The organism is Neptuniibacter marinus (assembly GCF_001597725.1).
Lineage (GTDB): Bacteria > Pseudomonadota > Gammaproteobacteria > Pseudomonadales > Balneatricaceae > Neptuniibacter > Neptuniibacter marinus.
In genome coordinates this window covers 57598-79368 of sequence record NZ_LUTR01000003.1, presented here as the reverse complement: position 1 = coordinate 79368, position 21771 = coordinate 57598, and the positions used below count along the sequence as shown (strand labels likewise).

The window sequence follows — 21771 nt, the reverse complement described above, 5'->3', positions numbered from 1 at the left end:
TTTAAATGAGTATTTATTACACCCAAGAAGTTCATGGCCCTTATGAATTAATCAATATTGGAAACTTACAGCTTGAGGAAGGTGGAAATATTCCCGACTGTATGCTGGCTGTAGCCACATTTGGTGAACTCAATTCAGAAAAAGATAACGCTATACTTATACCGACTTGGTACTCAGGTACCAATAAAATTATGGAGCAAGTGTATATCGGTGAAGGTCGACCTCTAGACCCCTCTGAATATTTCATCATTATTGTCAACCAAATAGGTAGTGGTCTTTCAAGCTCTCCCAGTAACTCTCCTGAGAACCTGAAAGGACCTCTTTTTCCACTCGTGCGCATTGGAGACGATGTTAGAGCCCAACATAAACTTCTTACGGAGCATTATGGCTTAGAGAGCCTTGCTTTAGTCTTTGGTGGTTCAATGGGAGCTCAACAAAGCTATGAATGGGCCGTTCGCTATCCTGATTTTGTGAAACGTGCAGCGCCTTTGGCTGGAACAGCTAAAAACACAGAACATGACTTCATCTTTGCTGAAACGTTGATTGAAGCCATCGAATCAGACCCTAACTTTAAGGATGGTTTTTACAATCTAGGCTCCGAAGTGGCTGAAGGTTTAGAACGCCATTCAAAACTGTGGACAGTAATGGGGTGGAGCACTGATTTTTTTGCGAAAAAGAGGCATAAAGATCTTGGGCACGCCAACATCAGGGGCTTTGTTAATGATTTCATGATTGAATACTTCGCGCAAATGGATCCGAACAATCTACTTAGAATGATTTGGAAATGGCAAAGAGGTGATGTCAGTCGTCATACAGCAGGTGACCTTACCGCTGCGCTAGGCAGGATCAAAGCCAAAACGTATGTAATGCCTATCAGTCATGATATGTTCTTCACTGTAGATGATTGCCGTACTGAACAGCAAATGATTCCAGGAAGTGAATTGCGACCGATAATATCCATTGATGGACACCTTGGCCTTTTTGGTACTGACGAACAGATGATAAATCAAGTGGATGAATATCTTGATGAACTATTGAGTATTGACCTCTAACTTTTTAAAGGAAGCAATTCCAACTTAACTTCTGGTAACAGGAACCTTCTAAAACATTAGTAAGACCTCATAGTTAAAGCAATGGGAGGTTTAACCAAGTTATTACGCTATCGTGTTGCTGGTTGTAAAAGCATAAAAAAGAGTCATATGGTTTTTACCTATGGCTCTTTTCGTTTCCTTAGCATGATGTCGCTTTGTGTTAACATTTCTTTTGCTTTTACTACACGTAACGAAGTAATAAAAGAGTACGGTGTACAGCTGAAGCAATGTGTTTCAAAGAGTATTATTCTTAATTGCATTATTCGTTAAGTGAGGAGGCTAAATCTTCCAAGGCCTTGTGTGTATCGGAGTATTTTTAAATATCTAGGAGCGTCAACAGAGAACTTTACTTGATTGGACCCAACTGATTCAGAGGGAGGTGCCAATAATATCGTCACCAAAGTAGAGTTTATTGTCCTTCCTTTAAAGTTACTGTCAGCATTTTGGTAATCCTCCATGAATTGAGACTGCTTTTCAACAATGCCACTCCAAAGCAATGATTCAAATATAGTAGGAATTGATCCACCTTCATTGAAATCAAGCTTCACGGTATACTTATCACAATCTTTATTGTAATAAGGATAAGTAGCCTCCCTGCTACCAAAGGTGCTTTCACAAACTTTATTTGTTTGATAGGTCATATTTAACCCCCTCATTTTCACAATCTTTATTGTAAATCTACACTGACGGCCCATTTTTCGTTTAGAGCAAGTAAATATGTTATCAGGAAGCATTGTTGTTAATTACCACGCCGAGCGTGGTAACGAGATACGAGACAGAAACACTGCAACTTAAGTCTATATCCAGTTGTACAAAAAATAGTCATTTGGTACTGAGGTTATTCCACTTCCCTCTAATATTGCTCATAGTGTGAAAAATAATAAATTTAGGAGCACCCTTAATGAGTTTGCTAGGATCAATTAAATCTTTGTTTTCCCCTCTACCTGAAGGCTCTATTCGCTATAAAGGGTATACGATTGCAGCACTTCCAGAAGAAGAATTTGGCCGTTATAGATTAAATGCAGTTATCAGCAGAAAAGATCAGCACCGTAGCTATACGCTAATTGATCGCGTTGCTGACAAGCAGAGCTGTGTAAAAATGACGCATACAAAAGCAAAAAAGTTAATTGATCAAAAGGGTGAGGGAATCTTTGCACATTAAGATATGCGTTAACACCGGGGTGACGAAACAAGGCACATATCCCTAGGAGTTTATCTACATCTCGTTCCCACGCAGAGCGTGGGAACGTTAAGAGCCTGCGTATAAAACATCTCCCTCACCACGCTTTATAAACATCCAACAACCCCACCATTCCGGCATAATCTCTTGCACTGGAATAGCGCCAATGTACGGCTTCATCAACATAACCCCGTTTAACTGGATTATGATGAATATACTCAATCTTCTGGCGCATCATCTCCTCACTCTGTATCAGTTCAGGATGCACACCCTCTTGCCACAATTGATAAGTACGATCACGTTTATGCGCTTTTTTATAAAACGCTAGTTGATCCAAGATAGTTTTTGCTTTTTTGGTTTGTAGATAAGCAATCAACTGCCTTGCCGTAAATGATTTAAGACGTGCGATATCCTTATCTAGCTGGTCGCTTTGCGCTACAAGATGTAGGTGGTTTTCTAAAATCACATAGGCGTAAACCTTAAAGTCTTCACCCATTAAGTAGCGTAATGAATTAAAAACGATATCAACCGCATCAGGACGCGTAAAAATTGGTAACCAGTGCAACACAGTTAGCGTTAGAAAGTGTGGTTGTTCTGGTGCAGTAAAGACATAACGACTTCGACCCATTAATTAACCTCCTTGTTAATTACCACGCAATGCGTGGGAGCTTATTCTTGTACCCATGCTCCTGCTTGGGTACATCTAGCCACATCTGCACATTAACGAATCTCCGACTGCATTACCACGCAGAGCGTGGGAACGAGATGTGCGTGGAAACGAGTAGTGTACGCCGAGGAGCACACCACGCTAGCCCCCATGCTCCTGCGTGGGGCTGATATTTCCACTCGGCATCGTACTCCTGCGCGGGTACATCGATGATGTGCTACACAGCCGCATTACCACGCAGAGCGTGGGAACGAGAAGTAATATGCAGAGCGTGGGAACGAGATGTGAGTGGAAACGAGTAGTGTACGCCGAGGAGCACACCACGCTAGCCCCCATGCTCCTGCGTGGGGCTGATATTTCCACTCGGCATCGTACTCCTGCGCGGGTACATCGATGATGTGCTACACAGCCGCATTACCACGCAGAGCGTGGGAACGAGAAGTAATATGCAGAGCGTGGGAACGAGATGTGAGTGGAAACGAGTAGTGTACGCCGAGGAGAACACCACGCTAGCCCCCATGCTCCTGCGTGGGGGCTGATATTTCCACTCGGCATCGTACTCCTGCGCGGGGCATCGATGAGTGCTATACAGCCGCATTACCACGCAGAGCGTGGGAACGAGATGTGGCATGCGGAGCGTGGGAATGAGATGTGGCATGCGGAGAGTGGGAAGGATATGTTGCATGCGGAGAGTGGGAAGGATATGTTGCATGCGGAGAGTGGGAAGGATATGTGGTATGCGGAGTGAGGGAAGAAGATAATTCTGTCACTGTCGCCTATAGTTGAAAATACTCAGTGGATGATACTGTCAAAAATAAAAAATATTATATCGAAGGGATAAGTTTTGGGAATAATGGATAACCCTTATGTGTTAATCGGGTTGTCAGTGATTATGCACGTGACTTGGAATCTGTTGGCTCGTCATGTGAGCCTTAAAGCAAACTACCTTTGGTGGGGATTACTTTCACACTGTGTATTGCTCGGCCCTTATGTCCTTTGGCAACTGATCCAACATGCACAATGGGGTTCATCGTTGGCGATCGCTGCCGTGATCACCGCGCTGGCTAGGTTGTCAGTGCAGGTTTAGTATTACTTTTTTGGGGCGTTTGAGCCGCGATTAATATATCTATCACTAACAAAAAAACGGCCATCAATGATGGCCGTTTAAGTATGATTCTGTCCGTTTAGTTATAGGCACCTGAGGCATAGTGCAGCTCATAGCTGTGGCTATAGATTTCTAAAATATTACCAAACGGATCTTCCATATAGATCATGCGGTAAGGCTTTTCGCCCGGATAGTAATAACGGGGTTTCGCCATACGTTTTTTACCACCGGCCGCAACAATCTTCTCTGCAAGCCCTTCCACATCGGGGTCTTGTACGCAAAAATGAAAGACACCTGTTTTCCAATATTCAAAGTTATTTACTGGATTTTCTTGGTTCTTAAATTGAAATAGCTCAACCCCTATTCGATCACCGGTGGACATATGAGCAATTCGAAATGTCCCCAATTAGCACCAAACACATCTATACACATCTCTCCAATAGGGCTGTCATCTTCAACTACATCGGTGGGTTCCATTATCAGATACCAACCGAGTACTTCAGTGTAAAAATTTACTGCAGCCTCAAGGTCAGGCACTGAGATACCAATATGGGAAAACGCCCGTGGATAAGTTTTCATCTCTGTTGGTAGTGAATTGTTAGTTTGCAAGCGGGTATCCGTCATCAGGGACAACTCCAAAGTTGTTAGTAATTGGGATCAGTTTACAAAGCTTCTATGTTAATATTAAATTATAATTAGCGATTATTTTGATAATTTAAAGTTATGATAAATACCTTATATCTGCGTACATTTATGAGTTTAGTGGAGACCAATCACTTCACTCAAACTGCCGAACGCTTAAACATGACCCAACCGGGTGTAAGCCAACATATCAAAAAGCTAGAAGCGCAAATCGGTAAGCCACTGCTTAGCCGTTATGGGAAAAAGTTCGAATTAACCGTCGCTGGTGAACACCTCTATAAATACGGATTGCAACAAGCTCAATCTGAATCTGAATTACTGGCTATTGTTGCCGATGATGATATCAATAGTGGCTGTTGCTCTTTAGCCTGCTCGGGCTCCATTGCGATGAAACTCTATCCTAAGCTACTCGATCTCCAACAGGTATTCCCTAAGCTAAGTATCCATATTGAAGCTGCACCCAATAGCACTATTATCGAACGGGTTAAAACCAATCTATCGGATATAGGAATTATCACCCAACAGGTCAATGACCCTTTATTTATACAAGAACAACTAGGCGAGGATGCCCTTTGCTTAGTTCTACCGGCTCAAGCAGAATCTGACTGGCAAGGATTATTAGCACTCGGTTTTATTAACCATCCTGATGGCCATCACTATGCGAGCCAACTGCTCGAAAAGAATTTTCCTGATAGGTTTACAGCTATGGATCAGATTCCCCACTCCGGCTATATCAATCAATTAAGCCAAATATTATTGCCGGTTTCCATGGGCTTAGGTTTTACTGTCATTCCAAAATCCTCGCTGAATGCCTGTCCCTATCCTGATCGCATACAAAGTGCTGCTATCGATACGCCGATAAAAGAGACCATTTACCTTATTACGAAGAAGCACCGCGTGCTTCCCCGACGTTACCAATTAATTAAAAACTTACTCAGCAACCAATGGCATTAACAATCGAAGTAGCCCTAAAGTGACAATAATCCTTACAGGGCTTCCCTATTCGCCTAACCCTTGTCTGTCCTAGGATTTCGCCTGCATATAGTTACGCCAGCCACCATGATGAGTTATATCTTCAGCCGTTTCGATCGCATAACCTTCACAGATAAAGCTCGTCACCCAACGGCCATCCGCTAATTCCACTTTGCCTAAACCTAGCGGTTGCGGAATCCCTTGTAGAAAGCTACCTAATTCTGTTTGGGGGAAAGTCCACACTTCCACATCAATTGCGCTTCCTTCACCTTCAGACCGAATCAAACCGGGACGAAAGGGAGGACCTCCCGCCAGTGCGTATAACTTATAATTAGCAGATGTTTGCGTTGTTTGAACTAGGCGTGCTCCCCTCTCCTGCAGTTGGAAATTCAGCGGTAAGCCTTCAAGGTGTGCGCCACAAACAGCTAGTTCTACCCAGCCCTCTTGTATTGTCGCCGCAGGTAAAAGCTTAGGGAGAGGTGTATTTGTCGCACCTAAAGGTAAGCCTAAACTTTGCTGCCAAGATCCACCAAAACTTAATAGTTTTCTATCTGACCATGCCGGACCAAAAAGCGTAATACCAAACGGCAACCCAGATGTTTGTATACCTGCAGGTAACGCAATAGCGGTGTAATCCAGCAGGTTCATAAAGTTAGTGTAGTAACCCACATTTGAATTTAGCTTAATGGGATCTGCATTAACTTCATCAATGGTATAGATAGTACCCGCGGTAGGGATCACCACTGCATCGACAGTAGATAAGATCGCATCACACTGCACTTTATAAGCCTGTAATTGATAGATCGCCTTAAACGCATCTACCGCAGTTTTCCCTGCAGCACCGCCAATAATGGTTTCTATTACAGGCAGGCAACGGCTGGAATCTTCCTCGAAGAAAGACTCAATCGCAGCATAGCGTTCAGCAACCCAAGGGCCTTCATAGAGCAGCAATGCTGCTTGGGCAAAAGGATCAAAATCGATCTCGGTCAGTTCAACACCTTGCTCTCGCAGTTTATCCAGCGATGCGTTAAACAGCGCTTCGGCACTCTTATTACCAAAAAATGCTAACTGCTCAGGCGCTGGCACACCAATCTTACGACCTTTAAGCGCGTTTTCAGGTTGGTAAGCTGAGGCATCGTTAGAAGCTACATTAGGCCTTGCATAGCAATCTGTCTCATCATATTCGCCGGCGATATCCAACAGTAGATTAAGATCATCCGTTGTGTGGGCAAAAATAGTAATACAATCTAGGGTTTTACAGGCCGGTACTAAGCCTGTGCAGCTGACCATGCCTTTAGTTGCCTTCATCCCCAAAATATTATTAAACGCGGCGGGAACCCGTCCAGAACCCGCAGTATCTGTACCTAAAGAGAAACAGACCTGACCCGTCGCCACCGTGACAGCACTACCAGAACTTGAACCGCCGGAGATATACTCATCATTAAAACTATTTTTCACCGCGCCCCACGGGCTACGCGTACCGACAAGTCCCGTTGCAAACTGATCTAAATTAGTTTTACCTAAAGGCACAGCCCCCGCATTGATAAGAGCCTGAACCACATAAGCAGAGGAGTCAGGCTCATAAGTATAAGCTTTACACCCCGCAGTGGTTGGTAGCCCAGCAAGATCAATATTATCTTTGATCGCAAAAGGTATTCCGTAAAGAGGTAGCTCTTTAATCGTTTTACCTTTTAGGTTATTCAGAAATCCATTTAACTGCTCATCCGAGATAGATTCTATCCAGCAGTTACGTGTATCTGCTCTCGTCTCAGTCAATTTTTGTGTTAGATACTCGGCCGGTGATAACTGCCCTGATTCATAAGCGGCTAATAGTTCTATTACTGTTATTGGCATATTCATACGGCACCTGTGTCTTGTGATGTTGCTGATGTTTCTACTTGAGTATTAATAACCATAAGTCGCTGGCCCGAGTGAACTTGAGCCCCCGTTTCTTGGCTGATACTACTAATAACGCCCGATTCAGATGCAACCACTTCTAATTCCATCTTCATTGCTTCTAAGATCATGACGACTTCACCCGCTTTGACCTTTTGACCTGGTTCTACCAAGACCTGCCAGATATTTCCTGCCACTTGGCTTTCCACTGCGGTTTCATGTTCGCTAAGCAGCTCATCAAGCCCTTGAGACTCAACCATCATATCTGCTTCAAAGTTAGCTTGGCCGCTCTCAACCCAGCGTTGACGTTCCTCCTCAAACGCAGTTTGTTGACGCTCTTTACACTGCAGAATTTCATCCTGATGCTGATCAAGTAAGGCTTGATACTCAGCAAGAGAAAACTCAGTTTCCTCTATTTTGACAGGGTATTTACCCCGAGGGTGATCACGACGAATCTCCTTCAGCTCCTCTGCACTCACCTCATAGAAACGGATCTGATCAAAAAAGCGCAGTAACCAAGGCTGCGTAAACGCCTCAGTTTTACGGTAGCGGTTCCACATCTGTAAGGTACGACCAATAAACTGATAACCACCCGGCCCTTCCATACCGTAAACACACATGTAGGCCCCCCCAATGCCGACCGCATTTTCCGGTGTCCATGTACGTGCTGGGTTGTATTTTGTCGTGACTAGGCGATGTCTTGGATCCATAGGTGTTGCCACCGGCGCACCTAAATACACATCCCCTAACCCCATCACAAGGTAGCTAGCATCAAAGACAATTTTCTTAACATCTTCGACGGAATCTAAGCCATTAATTCGACGGATAAACTCAATATTGTCAGGGCACCAAGGGGCATCTTTACGTACTACTTCATCGTATTTTTTAATCGCTAAACGCGTTGCTTCGTCATCCCAAGAAAGTGGTAACGAAACTATACGTGCAGGCACCGTTAGCTTATCTATATCACCCAGATCAGCTTCAGCGTGCTCTAACAGCTCAATCAGCTTAGCTATAGGTAGCTGTAAATTATCGTAATGTACTTGTAGCGAACGAATACCCGGTGTGAGCTCTTTAATACCTGTGATATTCAGCGCTTGAAGTTTCAGCATTAATGCATGAACACGGAAGCGTAATTTAATATCAAGACGCTGCGGGCCGTACTCCACCAGCAGAAAGTCTTCACCACTTGGACGATAAACAACGTTTTCGCCATAGGTTTCTTTAGGCAACACTTTAACAATCGGTGAGTCGATAACCGCTTGGGGCAGCTCACTCTCCTGAATAGAAACAGAGGATACTTGTTGTAACTGCTCACGTTCAGCATCGGCAGCATCGGCAATAGACACAGGTAAAAATCGTACAGTATCACCCGCTTTTAGCTGACCCATCTTCCACAGATCCGCTTTGATAATCGTAGCAGGGCAAACAAAACCACCTAAACTTGGACCATCAGGACCTAAGATCACTGGCATATCACCGGTAAAATCGATCGTACCTACAGCATACGCATTATCATGAATATTAGATGGATGCAGACCTGCTTCACCACCATCAGTTCTCGCCCATTCAGGTTTAGGCCCAATCAGGCGAACCCCAGTGCGGCTCGAATTGAAATGAACCTGCCAATCTGCGGCAAAAAACTCAGAAATATCTTTATCTGTGAAAAAGTCCGGTGCGCCATGAGGGCCGTAAATAACACGAATCTGCCAATCATTTGTTAACTTAGGCGCTGATTTTACTTGTGCACCGGCCTCAGCAGAGATTTGGAAACGACTATCAAGCTGGAGTACATCCCCAGAACGCAAAGCTCTACCCGCATGCCCACCAAACTGTCCTAAGGTGAAGGTCGATTTACTGCCTAGATAATCAGGGCATTTAATACCACCAGCAACCGCGAGGTAAGCACGCGCGCCATCTCCTTTTGTCGCACCCAACGCTAAGGTTTGACCGGCTTTAATAGCTAGCACGGTGCCCATAGGTACCGCCTGATCTTCTAAGGTTGCAGCAAGTTCAGCCCCCGTAATCACCACTTGAGTCGCTTGGTTAAAGCGCAGTGTTGGCCCGCTAATAATAATCTCGAGCCCAGCGGCATCCACAGGGTTATTAAGCAGCTGATTTGCTAACCTAAAACTAACAGAATCCATAGGACCTGAAGGTGGTACACCAATATCCCAATAACCTTCACGACCAGGGTAATCTTGGATCGTTGTTTGTGTACCGGCATTAAGAACATCAAACGTGTACGGCTGATAATTAAAGTCATTAAGAGAGCGTGTTAATACCTGGCCGCTCTGTACAACCTCGCTACCTAATAGCTGATGTAGATAACCTAAATTATGCTCAATACCATAAATCGTTGATTCCGATAGCGCCTGCATTAAACCCGTTAAGGCTTGCTGACGCGTAGGCGCATGGAAGATCACTTTTGCTAACATAGGATCAAAAAATGGGGAGACTTCGACGCCTGCCTCAATCCAGTGTTCAACTCGTAGACCGTCGATCTCCGGCCACTCCACATGGCTTAATAAACCGGCGCAAGGTTGGAACTCTTTATTTGCATCTTCAGCATACAAACGCACCTGAATCGCATGACCTTTAGGGCTTAATCCTGCTCCCTCTTTAACAAGATCGAGTTCATTAGCACCCTGCTTCACCATCCATTCAACAAGGTCGACACCAAAAACCTCTTCTGTTACCCCGTGCTCAACCTGGAGGCGTGTATTGACCTCAAGGAAGTAGAAACGCTCAGTGGTCTGATCCAGTACAAATTCAACCGTACCTGCATTTCGGTAGTTAACCTGCTCTGCTAAACGTACCGCTGTATTTTGTAACGCTGTACGTGTTTCATCACTTAGATTAGGTGCTGGCGTTTCCTCAATCACTTTTTGGTTGCGACGCTGAGCGGAACAATCCCTCTCTCCTAGCGCTACAACATTTCCAGCGCCATCACCAAAAATCTGAACCTCTATATGGCGTGCATGCTGGATAAATTTTTCAATAAATAAACCACTATTACTGAAGTTATTCTCACTTAAGCGGCGCACTGAGTCGTACGCATCAGTTAGTTCTTGGGCAGTATCACAACGTTGCATACCAATACCGCCGCCACCGGCTGTGCTTTTCAACATAACAGGATAACCAACCCGCTCTGCTTCTTCTAACGACTGCTCTAAACTATCTAATAGACCTGTACCCGGTAGAAGGGGTACTTTCGCTTGCTCGGCTAACTCACGAGCTGAATGCTTAAGACCAAAGTCATTCATCTGTTCAGGTGTTGGCCCTAAAAAGGTAATCTCTTCACTTTCACAGCGCGCAACAAAATTTGGGTTTTCACTTAAAAAACCATAACCGGGGTGTACTGCTTCAGCACCGCTCTGTTTAGCTATGGCGATAATTTTATCTTGATCAAGGTAAGTTTGGGTGGCAGCCCCTTCACCTAAGGAATAGGCCTCATCCGCTTGAAGTACATGTAAGCTATCCGCATCTGCTTCACTATAAATGGCAACACTAGTAACACCCATTTTGCGAAGTGTGCGAATAATACGACAAGCAATGGCACCACGATTAGCAATTAGCACTTTAGAAAACATATGTATTCACCTGAATGTCTGGGTCGTCCCAGCAACACTCTAAGGGCTTAATTGGGGTCGTCCCCGCCCATTTTATCTGCCAATAAGTAGACAGCACTTTGTTCTACACAAAGTGAAAAACTAATCCCAAATCAGTACTTCGACCGGCGTTGGGTTGTAAGCATTACAAGGGTTATTCAATTGTGGACAGTTGGAGATCAGTACAATCACATCCATGGCAGCCTTCATCTCAACATACTTACCAGCACCACTAATCCCGTCCGCAAAGCTCAATCCGCCATCGGCTGTCACAGGTACATTCATAAAGAAGTTAATGTTGTGAGTAATGTCACGTTTGCTCATGCCAAACTGCTCATTTTCAGCAACCGCTAATAACCAGCTATCGCGGCAAGCATGCATGCATTTTTTATTTAGATCATAACGGACCGTGTTACTTTCTGTTGCGCAAGCACCGCCTAAGGTATCGTGACGACCACAGGTATCAGCAACAATTTCCAGCATTAAATTGCCTTCATTAGATAACAGTTTACTGCCTGCGGTAAGGTAAACATTACCCTGCTCTCGCACCGTATCTATTGCACTGTATCGCTCAGAAGGATCATCTGCGTTGTAAAACAAGGTATCTGCGGCTTGGTTACCCTCTAAATCCAAGATTCGCAAAACCTGACCCGCTTTAACCACTTTCATGTAGTAGTCACCGGCATCAATAGTTTCCCGTTGACTCGCCTGTTCAGCAGCTAATGAACTCTCTTTAATCATGATATTTCTCCCTTAGTGCGAACAAACATGAGGCGTTGCTAAATAACGCTGATTGTTTTCAAATCCGCGTGTATTTTCTGGACGATGATTTAAACAGGTATCGTCTGACGTCAACGGCGCCGCTTTATACATGCTTACTTCAATAGGATGATTAGGGTATTCAGCCGCAGGATTCATAGGATGGGGGCAGGTTGTAAACACCACTAAAGTGTCTATTTCAAAACGTAGTTCAATCACGTCGCCTGCTTTACTGTGTTCTTCGGCAAAACTTAAGTTGCCTTCGTCATCAGTAAAGACCTTACTAAAAAGGTTTAGATTCGCGGCTAAATCCCGTTTACCTAAACCATATTTAGCAACTTCTACCAACAAGCTGTCATAACCGTTTTGCAACCATGCATTACGGTCTTTCTGATAATCACGTGCGCCCCACTTTTCAGCCACTTTGCTTTTATTGGCCACACCACCCACTGTATCAATCCACTGAGTATCATCACGTACAATAGAGCAGAAGATCCGGCCCATATCAGAGTAGAGGCAGTTACCTGTGGCTAATTTAAACGTGTGTTGGCACTTAAGTGAGTCCGGTGCGTTATAGCGTTCTAGTAGATTTTGCGGGTTATAAAACAACATACTGACATTCGCCCCACCTTCTAAATCGGTCAGTTTTAAGCTATGACCGGCAGGTACAACCAAGGACCAATGGCTGGCCCCCGGTATACGATCAGTAAAGATTGCTTCGTTCATATTTCCTCCTCAAGCTGCGCTCGGTTTAACAGCCTGTAATTTAGCGAGTTGTTCTGGGTTTTCTTGTCCTGTACTCAATGGAATATCAAAAGTTACATTGGCACCAAAGCGTTCTGGAGCCTGTTGGTCATGGCGAGTTTTATCAAACACCCATAAGCGGCTCCCTAGCTCAAATCCTTCACTTAGGTCATGAGTAATCATAAAAACAGTTAGTTTCTGTTCCCCCCACAAACTATGGGTAAGCTTGTGCATATCTTTACGAATACCAGGATCTAGAGCGCCAAAAGGCTCATCAAGTAATAAAATTCTTGGTTTACGAATTAACGCTTGAGCTATAGCTAAACGCTGCTGCATCCCACCTGATAGTTCACTAGGGTATTTATCTGCGGCGGGCCCTAAACCTACCTTTTCTAAAATATCCAGCGCTTCCGCTTTTGCAGCACGGCGCGCCGAACCAAATAAGCGACCGAGTAAGCGACTACTCAGAGAGCTTTCGCTAAACTCTTGGCCTAACATCACATTTTCCAGTGCCGTCATATGGGGAAAGACGGAGTATTTCTGAAAGACAATGCCACGTTCGACACTCGGTTCAGGATCTAAAGGTTCGCCGTCCAGTAGAATCTCGCCTTGGCTCGGTTGTTCAATGCCTAATAGCAGGTTTAGAAAGGTTGTTTTCCCACACCCTGAGGCTCCGACAATACTGACAAATTCGCCTGCTTGAACACTAAGGTTTACGCGCTCTAACACAACGTTATCGCCGTACTCTTTCCACAGATTATTGATCTGTATAATGGGGGGCTCAGTTTTAGTCATTGCGAGCTCCTTGCGCTGAGTGGTACCAAGGGAAAGCTAATATAGAGATGCGTTTTAAAGACCAATCCATCGCAAACGCGAGCGTTGTAATCCAAAAAACGTAGGGCAAAATAACATCCATGGCTAAGTAGCGTCGTACCAAGAAGATGCGGTAACCCAACCCTTCTGTCGCTGCAATCGCTTCAGCAGCAATAAGAAAGAGCCACGCACTCCCTAAGGTCAGACGTACTGCATCAATTAAGCGCGGCATCGTCTGTGGTAAAACCACCCTAAGAATGATCTGCCAGCTATTACCACCTAAGGTTTGCGCTTTAATCAACTGTTCTGACGGCAGCGCATCGGTACGTAACTGAATATCCCTGATAATCACTGGCGTTATGCCAATCACAATCAGCACAACTTTAGAGAGTTCACCTAAACCAAAGGTGATGAATAGGATCGGCAAAATAGCCATCGGTGGGATAAGCGATAATGCAGTCACTAAGGGTGATAAAGGTGATCGAACATAAGGGATCATGCCATTAAAGACACCAATCACTAGCCCGATCGTTGCGCTCAATCCAACAGCGATGCCTAACCGTTGCAAACTGGTAAAGGTATCTTGCCACAACAGATACTCGCCGGTTCGCTTGCTAGGCTCAAAGCCCATACGAACAATGGCATCGGCAAAACTACCCAGTGAGGGCAGTAATTTATCACTTGGGTTTTCAGCCAATCGAGCATCGGATGTCACAAGGTATATAACAAACAAAACAATGAAAGGCAGTAACCCAAGCATCAACCGCGAGTAGCGGCTAGGTTGACGGTTTATAAGACGTGTCATTCTAGGCTCCAGTTCTCTGTTGGACTAAGCAATAAGTGTATTAAGAGATTACAGAGAGCCGTCGGCAGCCATTTTCATGTACGTTGGGTTAAAACGTAGTTTAATATTAGCCGCATTACCGTAAACACCTGCAGGCGTTTCAATACCGATAAACTTCGCATCCGGTGCACCTTCACCTAAAAGACCATGCTCAAATGAGAATTCACTCACTTTTTGCATCGTTTTAGTCAGGCTATCGCTGTTTGTGAATTCTAGGGCGGAGGCTGCGGTATAGAACATTTTTGTAGAAGCAAGCTGAGCTTCATAACCAGCTAAATCAGTACCAGAAGCTTCAGCCATAAAGCTTTTTGCTTTAATTGAGCCTTCATCATTAGCTGCCATGGTGGTCATAATCTCATACCAAGCACCGACTAAGGCTTTACCCAGTTTTGGGTTCGCTTCAAGGGTTTCAGTATTAACAACCATTAGGTCAATAATTTCACCTGGGATCATAGAAGAGTCAAACACTTTGCTTGCATTTGGCATAGCAGTAATTTCGCTTAACAAAGGGTTCCAAGTGGTAACCGCTGTCACATCATCGGCACTAAAAGCAGCCACAAGATCGGCATCAGAGGTATTAACCACTTTAACGTCTTGCTCTGTCATGCCAACAGTTTCAAGGCCGCGTGCTAGTAGATAATGGGAAACACTTAATTCAACTAGGTTAACTTGCTGGCCTTTAATGTCTGCCAATGTTTTAGCATCTTTAAGTACGACACCATCGTTACCGTTTGAGAAATCACCAACGATGAGTGCAGTTGAATCAACACCACTCGCTGCAGGGATAGTTAATGCATCCATGTTAGTCATTACAGTGGCATCAAACTGGCCTGCCGTGAATTGGTTAATAGACTCCACATAGTCATTGACCTGAACAACGTCGATTTTAATGCCGTATTTATCAGCCCACTTATCCACGATCCCTGTCGCTGCGCCATAATCCCATGGCATCCAACCGACATAGATCGTCCAAGCGACTTTAAATTCGCTTTTTTCTTCAGCTTGAAGGTTTGAGGAAAAACTGAGTAGAAGGGAGAACACTGAAGCGCACATCAACAGCGTTCGCATGAAAGATCGAATGGTATTCATCATAACTTCACCTTTGTAGTTTCACGAAAATTAAGCACAAGAGACATCACCTATAGGTTTTGTTCTCCCGGGCTTTTATCCCTCCGTGTGACCTCAGGTGAGGTTGGTAACTCTCGGTCCAGTCACTACATCTTTGTAGCCGGAACCCTAGATACCCATTTGATCAAATTGTCATAAGCGGTGTTAACTCGCGTACACATCCACCTAAGTATGCTCTTGTGCATATTGCTTTATACAAAAGCAAAATAAGGGCCAAACAAACTAAATTCTTTAAAAACAAAAAGTTAAAAATATAAAATCGACTCAAAGAACACTTAGCCCGCCCCAAAATAAAACAAAAATAGCATCCGCGCCCCAAAAAAAGGCGAATTATCCTTGCAAACTCACCTCTACTGAGTGGCAAGCAGCAGACGACTCGAACTATACAGAGTGAATGAACTTTGACTGGAGATTAAGAGAAAAAACGATAGAGCTTAATAGGATGAAGCTTATAAATGTAAGTGGTGCTGTCCTCGGTCGTTGCTAATAGAACGTTATTTAGTGCTATTAATTAACTAATATTAGAGGCTTGTTGTAATTGATTTCGCCCCATCCTCTTCGCACGATATAAAGCAATATCCGCTTCACGAAGCAAGCTATCAGCCCCCTGCTCTATTACCGGAATCATAGTGGCGGTACCTACACTAACCGTCACTACATGACTTGCTGATGAATGAGCATGCTCAATCGTCATATCCTGCACAGCACAACGAACCTTCTCACCAATAAGTGCAGCGCCTTTATAATCGGTATCCGGAAGAATGAGCATAAACTCCTCTCCCCCATAACGAGCCACTAAATCAGTAGGTCTAAGAAGTTGAGATTGCACCGCTTTGGCAACGGCAATCAAACAATCATCTCCACCTTGATGTCCATAGTTATCATTGAAGGCCTTAAAATGATCAACATCAAGCATAATAATCGTGAGTGGGTGTGCTTCTCTGCGCAAACGCTCCCAAACTTCAGCTAGATAAGCATCACCTCTGCGTCTATTGGCTACCCCCGTCAAACCATCCCGATCAGCTAGCCCTTGTAGCTCTTGATTGACTTGTTCTAAACGAGCCGTTCGTTCAGCGACTTTATCTTCCAAGGTTTTAGAGTGCTCCTGCACTTGCTCATAAAGGCGTGCATTCTCAATGGCCACAGATGCTTGAGCAGCTAAAAGACGAATAACCTCAACACGATCATGTCTAAAAACGCCGCTTGCAAGATTATTTTCCATATAAAGCACAGCCTCAAATCGCTCTCTTTGAATAGGTACACACAACACAGATAAAGGCTTAAATGCCTGTATATAGGGATCATGGATAAAACAGCCATCGTCTAGTGCATTATGAAGTACGATCGCAGAACCATTGTGAAATACTTGGCTTAGTAAAGTGACAGGTAAAGGTATTTTCTCACCAGCAACCGTTGAAATAAGTGAATGATTTGCTAATCCCTCTGCCGACAAATGATCTGGCAGTTTTACCGCTTCCACCACTAATTCCCCCTCGTGCTTAACCACGAGGCAACCCCATTGAGCACCTGCATTTTCTAGTAAAATGCTCATACTGGTTTTGAGTAATCGGTCTAATAAAATTTCGCCAGATATGTCACGAGACGCTTTCATAACTGAAGCTAAATCAAGATCTGTCATCTCCTGCTTGGCCGTTGACAGATAAGCACTAGCGGAGCACTCAGTTAATATAGGGAACTCCTGCTCAAGTAATTCCACCTTACGGTGTGCCCCCCAGCGATCATAAATACGATGGGCCGCTCTCAAATAACCTTCCGCTGATCGTCTACGGCCAAGGCCGATAAGAAAACGGGCAGCACGTTCGCATGCTGTCGCCTCATCACGCAAAAAGCCACTTTCTCTAGCTTCATCAATCGCCACATCATAAAGCTCTAAGGTGCTTTCCGGGCAGCCATAGATCTTTTCTAACTCCGCTTCCATTAAAAATTGAAGGTGACGGAAGTTCTCAGCACAGTTATCTGCTAAACGCCGCATACGGGCAAGATCACGCTCTAAACGTTGACCTGTTTCAGCCTGATCGTCAGTTCCCATTAATGGAAAATGTGTTGCAAGCGTCAGAAAAGATACAATATAAAAACGCACTAACTGTGGTAGTGACATGGAAGATTTGATCATCAAATCCTGTGCACGAACAAAGCTCAACGCACGATCATAATCGCCATACAAAAAGCAGATCTCCGCAGTATAGATCTGATAATTGGCAATCCCTGTCATAAACTGACGTTCACGCATACCCTCTAAGCAGCGCTGCTCATCAAAGTCATCATCACTTAAGGTAAACGGTGTATGCGTCAGTCCCAGCAAATTACGCTGTAACTGCAAAAATAAGGTACCAGAATCTAATGAGTCCTGATAAGCACACTCTCGAACAATCTCTAAATTTTCCGCATGTAGACGATGGGCCGTTTCTAAATCAAGAGTAGGATCCCAAATCACACAGTCTTGAGCACTGTATGCAAGGTAAAGCAGATCTCCGGATTGATAACCCGATTCAATACCTTTACGAAATAAAGGGGTCAACGTAGACCAATGATTACTCCAGTGATGAACAAACATTGCGTAGACATAAATCACGCGTGTCCGTAGCGCCTGATCATCAAAACGGTCATTCAAGGCTAAACCAACTTTCCCATATTGATAACCCTCTTCGGGCTCGTCAATATCACCACACAAGAGCATGCCGTAAGCGGCATATGCAAAAGCGGATTCGGGGCTATTTCCATGCCGTAACGAAAGATTGACTGCCTTTAAGACCAGATACGGAAATAGATTCCCACAACCCGAAAGAAACGTGGCTGGAAAAATTTCCATCATAAGACGTATCGCGGTTAAAACAGCCTCATCTTTAACTAACGGAGCATCCACAAGCTCCGCAACTTGGCGTTCACCTAAGTTAATCTTAACCCTCCGCCGCTCCTCGGCAACCTCTTCATCTGTTGGATTATCGGTAAACTCCACACCTAAAAGCGCAAGGCCTTGAATAGCAGAGAGAATCGATGCCTCCATCCTTCCAAGGGTCGAATACTGTCGTGTTCGTGTGGCCAGAATGTCACTTTTCTGCAAATCAGTATGCGCATGCTCTAATAAAATTTCGATCCACTCTTCTGCCTGCTCCGTTCGAGCTGTGAGATAAGTACATTGTTGGATCTCTATAGCTAAAGGTTGCATTAACTTTGGCGCGCTACACCAAGGGTTAGCGGGTAATAAACCAATAGCTATTTGTAGATAATTCAGTGCCACCTCATAAGCCGAAGTGTGTTTCGCTCGCACAGCGGAACGTAGATTAAGTTCAGCAAGATATAAACGCTCCGCTTCCGACTCAATCAGTAAACGCCCTTCGTTTAAATGCTCCACAATATCAATTAAGCGATCATTAGGTACAGTTTCACCAGCATGACGTAACATGCGACGCCCTACCGAAAGATGTACCTCAGGTAAACGCTGAACGTCGATAAGCGTATAAGCAGCTTGCTGTATACGGTCATGCTGGAACCTATAAATTGGATTAAACCCTAACGCCTCCGAATTCCGCCCGACCAAACGATAATCACTATGCAAAGGTAGCACTGTTTGAAGTTTCAATGCAGGTAAAAGTGCTATAGCCGTATCATCAATACTTTGTTCAGAAATAGCCGCTAAGGTTTGAAGATCAAACGTACTTCCAATGCACGCGGCTAACTGTAAAACATTCTGAGTCTCAGGATGAAGCTGACGGAGGTTACCCACCATAAATTCAACAACATCTGTACTTACATTTGACCAACGGGCGGCATCAAGATCCCAATACCACTTGCCACTCTGTTTATCTGCTGTAATAGCCCCCTCTTTATGCAGCTGCCTCAATAGCTCATTGATAAAAAAGGGGTTGCCGAGTGTTTTATAAAAAAGCATATCGCTCAATATATAAGTTTCATCCAGCTCACCACACAATGCATCAGCCACTAACTGCCTTACGGAATGTTGATCGAGCGGCCCTAAAGGAAGTTGACAAATATTATGCTGATTGCTCAAATCATCAAGCAACAAACCTAAAGGATGACCGCTGCCAATTTCGTTACTTCTATATGATCCAATTAACAATAAATGGCTCATCTCTCTTGAGGTAACTAAGCGTTTCAGCAGCGCCAACGTGGGCACATCACTCCACTGTAAATCATCAAGAAACAGAACAACGGGGTGCCCTTTTCCTGCAAATACTCGGAGAAACGCAGTTAATAGAATCTGCAAACGATTGCGCTCTTCAGCGGGAGGAAGTGCCGCTACCTCAGGCTGATGACCAATAATAATTTCTAGTTCGGGTACCAAATCTGTCACTAAACGAGCATTAGGCCCTAAAGCGTCAAGCAACTTCTTCCGCCACTCACCCAGTCCCACTTCAGGTTCAGCTAATAGCTGTTGTACCAAGCCTCGATAGGCCGTTATTAAAGCGGTATAAGCCTCCCCTTGCTGAAACTGTTCAAATTTACCTTGAACAAGGAAGCCTCGTTCGCGTACCAGCGGGCGATCAATCTCATTAACAAGCGCGGATTTTCCGACCCCAGAATAACCATGAACTAAACAAAACTCAGTTCGTCCCGTCACTGCACTTTCAAATAACTCAAATAATTGAGCCAATTCAGCTTCGCGGCCATATAAATTTTGCGGTATTAGAAACTTCTGTACGACATCATTCTTTCCCAACTCGAAAGGCTCGATGTTGTGATCTTCAATTGATAGTTTCTCCGCGCAACATTCGAGATCATAGATAATACCTTCGGTACTTTGATAACGCGTTTCAGGTTCTTTTGAGAGTAATTTAAGAACAATCGCTGATACAGCTTTAGGGATCTGAGGTCTTAGCTCGTCTGGAGCAGGCGGCAAACAGCTCATATGGCTATAAACCCACTCCAGCAGGGTATCCGCTTGAAAGGGCAGTGTACCTGTCAATAACTCAAAAAGCAGCACACCCAGCGAGTAGTAATCCGACCTATAATCTACATCACGGTTCATCCGCCCTGTCTGTTCAGGGGAGATATAGGGCAAAGGCCCTTCGAGACGACGAGACATCTGCACCGCTTGACGCTCTTGATCTAATTCGGAGGCAATACCAAAACCGGCAATAGAAACACCTTTTGTTAAGGTATCGAACAATATATGGCCCGGCGTTAATGCTTTATGGACTATATCCTTCTCATGGATACCGCCTAAAGCTCGAACTATACTCAAAGCTATATTGAGCACATCAGTTACAGGCAATCCCCATCGCCCTTCACGAATGAGCAATGTTTTAAGGGTGTTATCAAACAACTCGCCGACTAAGGCTAAATTACCGCTGCCATGGGGTAGCACTTCATGGACTTTTCGAACCCCTACAACCTCCGATAGATGTTGGCCGATCAATCCCTCTCGACGAATACCTGCCACTTGATGACGTTCTGGAAATTCAGTATCGAGTGTCTCAATAGCAACAGGAAGATCATTGGATAAGCAGCGCGCACGGTAAACGACACGCCCATCAGCCCGCCATAGTACTGAACCGATGATATAACCGGGTAATTTTAAGCCGACGCCCCTCACTCCATGCTCCCTAGCACTGTGCACTAAAGGGAGAACATTCGTTGAAATGTCGCATTATAATCATCGAACGCGGTATCAGAGACAGGGGCACCATGACCACATAGAGCATGTTTAAATGGCAAGGCTAACAGGCGTTTAAAGTCATCCCCTAAAGGTTCAGCCGCTTGCGCCCATACAGGGCCTATATTGGCGGGCACAAAAAAGTTCATATTTTGCATCAGTTTTTTAGAGGCATCGGAAAAATATTGATCTGGCTCTAACCAGTTTTGTAGTGCGTCGCAGGCGATAAGAACACCACCTGCTCGATCAATGTGTAAAACGCCTTCGGGTATTTTTGTAGTTTCAAAGATAAATAGCGAAGCATCTGAGATAGGTAGGTTTTCTGTTGTAAGCACACGTGCGTCCTCCACACTTTTACCCCTTTCCATACCAGGTAAAATCCAGTAGTCAGCATCATACCGATCCACATAAAACTCATCATCACGCCCATGCAAACATCCTAGACGGATAACATCTGTCACCTTCCCTAGACGCTCTAATGCCGCAAGCCCTTCTTCGTCTAAACGTACACTATTAACAAGGATCAGGCGCTCACCATCCCGAACCACCGTCATATTACGACTAAACGCCCAGTCCATCTCCTGTAAAACGGTCTCCATAGCACCACTAACAAAAAACAGGTCTGGAAATACCTCTTCTAATGCACCATGGGCAAGCGCTGGGGGAAAATGATTCATTAATACT

General features: G+C 44.5%; 16 protein-coding genes, 1 pseudogene and 1 riboswitch. Of the genes and pseudogenes, 5 read left to right on the top strand and 12 right to left on the bottom strand.

What is annotated here, in order from left to right; translation table 11 throughout:
* Positions 1 to 5 precede the first annotated feature (5 nt).
* Positions 6 to 1052, top strand: coding sequence for an alpha/beta fold hydrolase (locus tag A3774_RS04030; RefSeq protein ID WP_067863509.1), 1047 nt, complete (start codon positions 6 to 8; stop codon positions 1050 to 1052).
* Positions 1053 to 1357: 305 nt separating this feature from the next.
* On the opposite strand, the gene A3774_RS04020 is transcribed toward A3774_RS04030, so the two are convergent.
* Entirely contained in the window at positions 1358 to 1732 is a 375-nt protein-coding gene (locus tag A3774_RS04020) for a hypothetical protein (protein ID WP_067863503.1), read from the bottom strand.
* 260 nt (positions 1733 to 1992) lie between these two features.
* On the opposite strand from A3774_RS04020, the gene A3774_RS04015 reads away from it, so the two are divergent.
* A complete protein-coding gene (locus tag A3774_RS04015) occupies positions 1993 to 2253 on the top strand; it encodes an HlyU family transcriptional regulator (protein ID WP_067863499.1) in 261 nt (86 codons plus the stop codon).
* Positions 2254 to 2368: 115 nt separating this feature from the next.
* On the opposite strand, the gene A3774_RS04010 is transcribed toward A3774_RS04015, so the two are convergent.
* Positions 2369 to 2899 carry an REP-associated tyrosine transposase gene (locus A3774_RS04010; RefSeq protein ID WP_067863495.1) on the bottom strand — a complete coding sequence of 177 codons (531 nt, stop codon included), beginning with the start codon at positions 2897 to 2899 and terminating at the stop codon, positions 2369 to 2371.
* 511 nt (positions 2900 to 3410) lie between these two features.
* Here A3774_RS04010 and A3774_RS04005 point away from each other — a divergent pair.
* Positions 3411 to 3686: a hypothetical protein gene (locus A3774_RS04005; RefSeq protein ID WP_067863492.1), complete on the top strand. Its 276-nt coding sequence runs from the start codon at positions 3411 to 3413 to the stop codon at positions 3684 to 3686.
* Between the two features lie 105 nt (positions 3687 to 3791).
* The gene (locus tag A3774_RS04000; protein ID WP_067863489.1) at positions 3792 to 4025 is read left to right on the top strand and encodes a hypothetical protein; all 234 of its coding nucleotides are present in this window, start codon (positions 3792 to 3794) and stop codon (positions 4023 to 4025) included.
* 97 nt (positions 4026 to 4122) lie between these two features.
* Here A3774_RS04000 and A3774_RS03995 read toward each other — a convergent pair.
* Positions 4123 to 4622, bottom strand: a pseudogene (locus A3774_RS03995) (lactoylglutathione lyase family protein).
* Between the two features lie 174 nt (positions 4623 to 4796).
* On the opposite strand from A3774_RS03995, the gene A3774_RS03990 reads away from it, so the two are divergent.
* Positions 4797 to 5639 carry a LysR family transcriptional regulator gene (locus tag A3774_RS03990; RefSeq protein ID WP_231867932.1) on the top strand — a complete coding sequence of 281 codons (843 nt, stop codon included), beginning with the start codon at positions 4797 to 4799 and terminating at the stop codon, positions 5637 to 5639.
* A gap of 69 nt (positions 5640 to 5708) precedes the next feature.
* Here the strand turns inward: A3774_RS03990 and atzF are convergent, their stop codons facing one another.
* The 9 genes from atzF to A3774_RS03945 form a co-directional block, all read right to left on the bottom strand.
* Positions 5709 to 7511 carry an allophanate hydrolase gene (gene atzF / locus A3774_RS03985; RefSeq protein ID WP_067864109.1) on the bottom strand — a complete coding sequence of 601 codons (1803 nt, stop codon included), beginning with the start codon at positions 7509 to 7511 and terminating at the stop codon, positions 5709 to 5711.
* A gap of 2 nt (positions 7512 to 7513) precedes the next feature.
* Positions 7514 to 11146 (bottom strand): urea carboxylase, encoded by a 3633-nt coding sequence (gene uca / locus A3774_RS03980; RefSeq protein ID WP_067863483.1) that lies wholly within the window; start codon positions 11144 to 11146, stop codon positions 7514 to 7516.
* Positions 11147 to 11266: 120 nt separating this feature from the next.
* Complete coding sequence (locus tag A3774_RS03975) at positions 11267 to 11905, bottom strand: urea amidolyase associated protein UAAP2 (protein WP_067863480.1); 639 nt, start codon at positions 11903 to 11905, stop codon at positions 11267 to 11269.
* A 12-nt stretch (positions 11906 to 11917) separates the two neighbouring features.
* Positions 11918 to 12649, bottom strand: a complete 732-nt coding sequence (locus A3774_RS03970) for an urea amidolyase associated protein UAAP1 (RefSeq protein WP_067863477.1) — start codon at positions 12647 to 12649, stop codon at positions 11918 to 11920.
* Positions 12650 to 12658: 9 nt separating this feature from the next.
* On the bottom strand, positions 12659 to 13462 hold the full coding sequence (locus A3774_RS03965; RefSeq protein WP_067863474.1) for an ABC transporter ATP-binding protein: 804 nt from the start codon (positions 13460 to 13462) through the stop codon (positions 12659 to 12661).
* Positions 13455 to 14285, bottom strand: a complete 831-nt coding sequence (locus tag A3774_RS03960) for an ABC transporter permease (RefSeq protein WP_067863470.1) — start codon at positions 14283 to 14285, stop codon at positions 13455 to 13457. The genes A3774_RS03965 and A3774_RS03960 overlap by 8 nt, the downstream gene beginning before the upstream one ends.
* Positions 14286 to 14333: 48 nt before the next feature.
* On the bottom strand, positions 14334 to 15416 hold the full coding sequence (locus A3774_RS03955) for a putative urea ABC transporter substrate-binding protein (RefSeq protein ID WP_082792338.1): 1083 nt from the start codon (positions 15414 to 15416) through the stop codon (positions 14334 to 14336).
* Positions 15417 to 15475: 59 nt separating this feature from the next.
* Positions 15476 to 15575: riboswitch (guanidine-I (ykkC/yxkD leader) on the bottom strand.
* Between the two features lie 388 nt (positions 15576 to 15963).
* Positions 15964 to 21027, bottom strand: coding sequence for a diguanylate cyclase domain-containing protein (locus tag A3774_RS03950; protein WP_067863467.1), 5064 nt, complete (start codon positions 21025 to 21027; stop codon positions 15964 to 15966).
* Positions 21028 to 21050: 23 nt separating this feature from the next.
* Positions 21051 to 21764 carry an MBL fold metallo-hydrolase gene (locus tag A3774_RS03945; protein ID WP_067863464.1) on the bottom strand — a complete coding sequence of 238 codons (714 nt, stop codon included), beginning with the start codon at positions 21762 to 21764 and terminating at the stop codon, positions 21051 to 21053.
* Positions 21765 to 21771: the final 7 nt, after the last annotated feature.

Coding starts and splice junctions, on each gene's coding strand:
- A3774_RS04030 (WP_067863509.1), top strand. CDS start 6: ATGAGTATTTATTACACCCAAGAAGTTCATGGCCCTTATGAATTAATC.
- A3774_RS04020 (WP_067863503.1), bottom strand. CDS start 1,732: ATGACCTATCAAACAAATAAAGTTTGTGAAAGCACCTTTGGTAGCAGG.
- A3774_RS04015 (WP_067863499.1), top strand. CDS start 1,993: ATGAGTTTGCTAGGATCAATTAAATCTTTGTTTTCCCCTCTACCTGAA.
- A3774_RS04010 (WP_067863495.1), bottom strand. CDS start 2,899: ATGGGTCGAAGTCGTTATGTCTTTACTGCACCAGAACAACCACACTTT.
- A3774_RS04000 (WP_067863489.1), top strand. CDS start 3,792: ATGGATAACCCTTATGTGTTAATCGGGTTGTCAGTGATTATGCACGTG.
- A3774_RS03990 (WP_231867932.1), top strand. CDS start 4,797: ATGAGTTTAGTGGAGACCAATCACTTCACTCAAACTGCCGAACGCTTA.
- atzF (WP_067864109.1), bottom strand. CDS start 7,511: ATGCCAATAACAGTAATAGAACTATTAGCCGCTTATGAATCAGGGCAG.
- uca (WP_067863483.1), bottom strand. CDS start 11,146: ATGTTTTCTAAAGTGCTAATTGCTAATCGTGGTGCCATTGCTTGTCGT.
- A3774_RS03975 (WP_067863480.1), bottom strand. CDS start 11,905: ATGATTAAAGAGAGTTCATTAGCTGCTGAACAGGCGAGTCAACGGGAA.
- A3774_RS03970 (WP_067863477.1), bottom strand. CDS start 12,649: ATGAACGAAGCAATCTTTACTGATCGTATACCGGGGGCCAGCCATTGG.
- A3774_RS03965 (WP_067863474.1), bottom strand. CDS start 13,462: ATGACTAAAACTGAGCCCCCCATTATACAGATCAATAATCTGTGGAAA.
- A3774_RS03960 (WP_067863470.1), bottom strand. CDS start 14,285: ATGACACGTCTTATAAACCGTCAACCTAGCCGCTACTCGCGGTTGATG.
- A3774_RS03955 (WP_082792338.1), bottom strand. CDS start 15,416: ATGATGAATACCATTCGATCTTTCATGCGAACGCTGTTGATGTGCGCT.
- A3774_RS03945 (WP_067863464.1), bottom strand. CDS start 21,764: ATGAATCATTTTCCCCCAGCGCTTGCCCATGGTGCATTAGAAGAGGTA.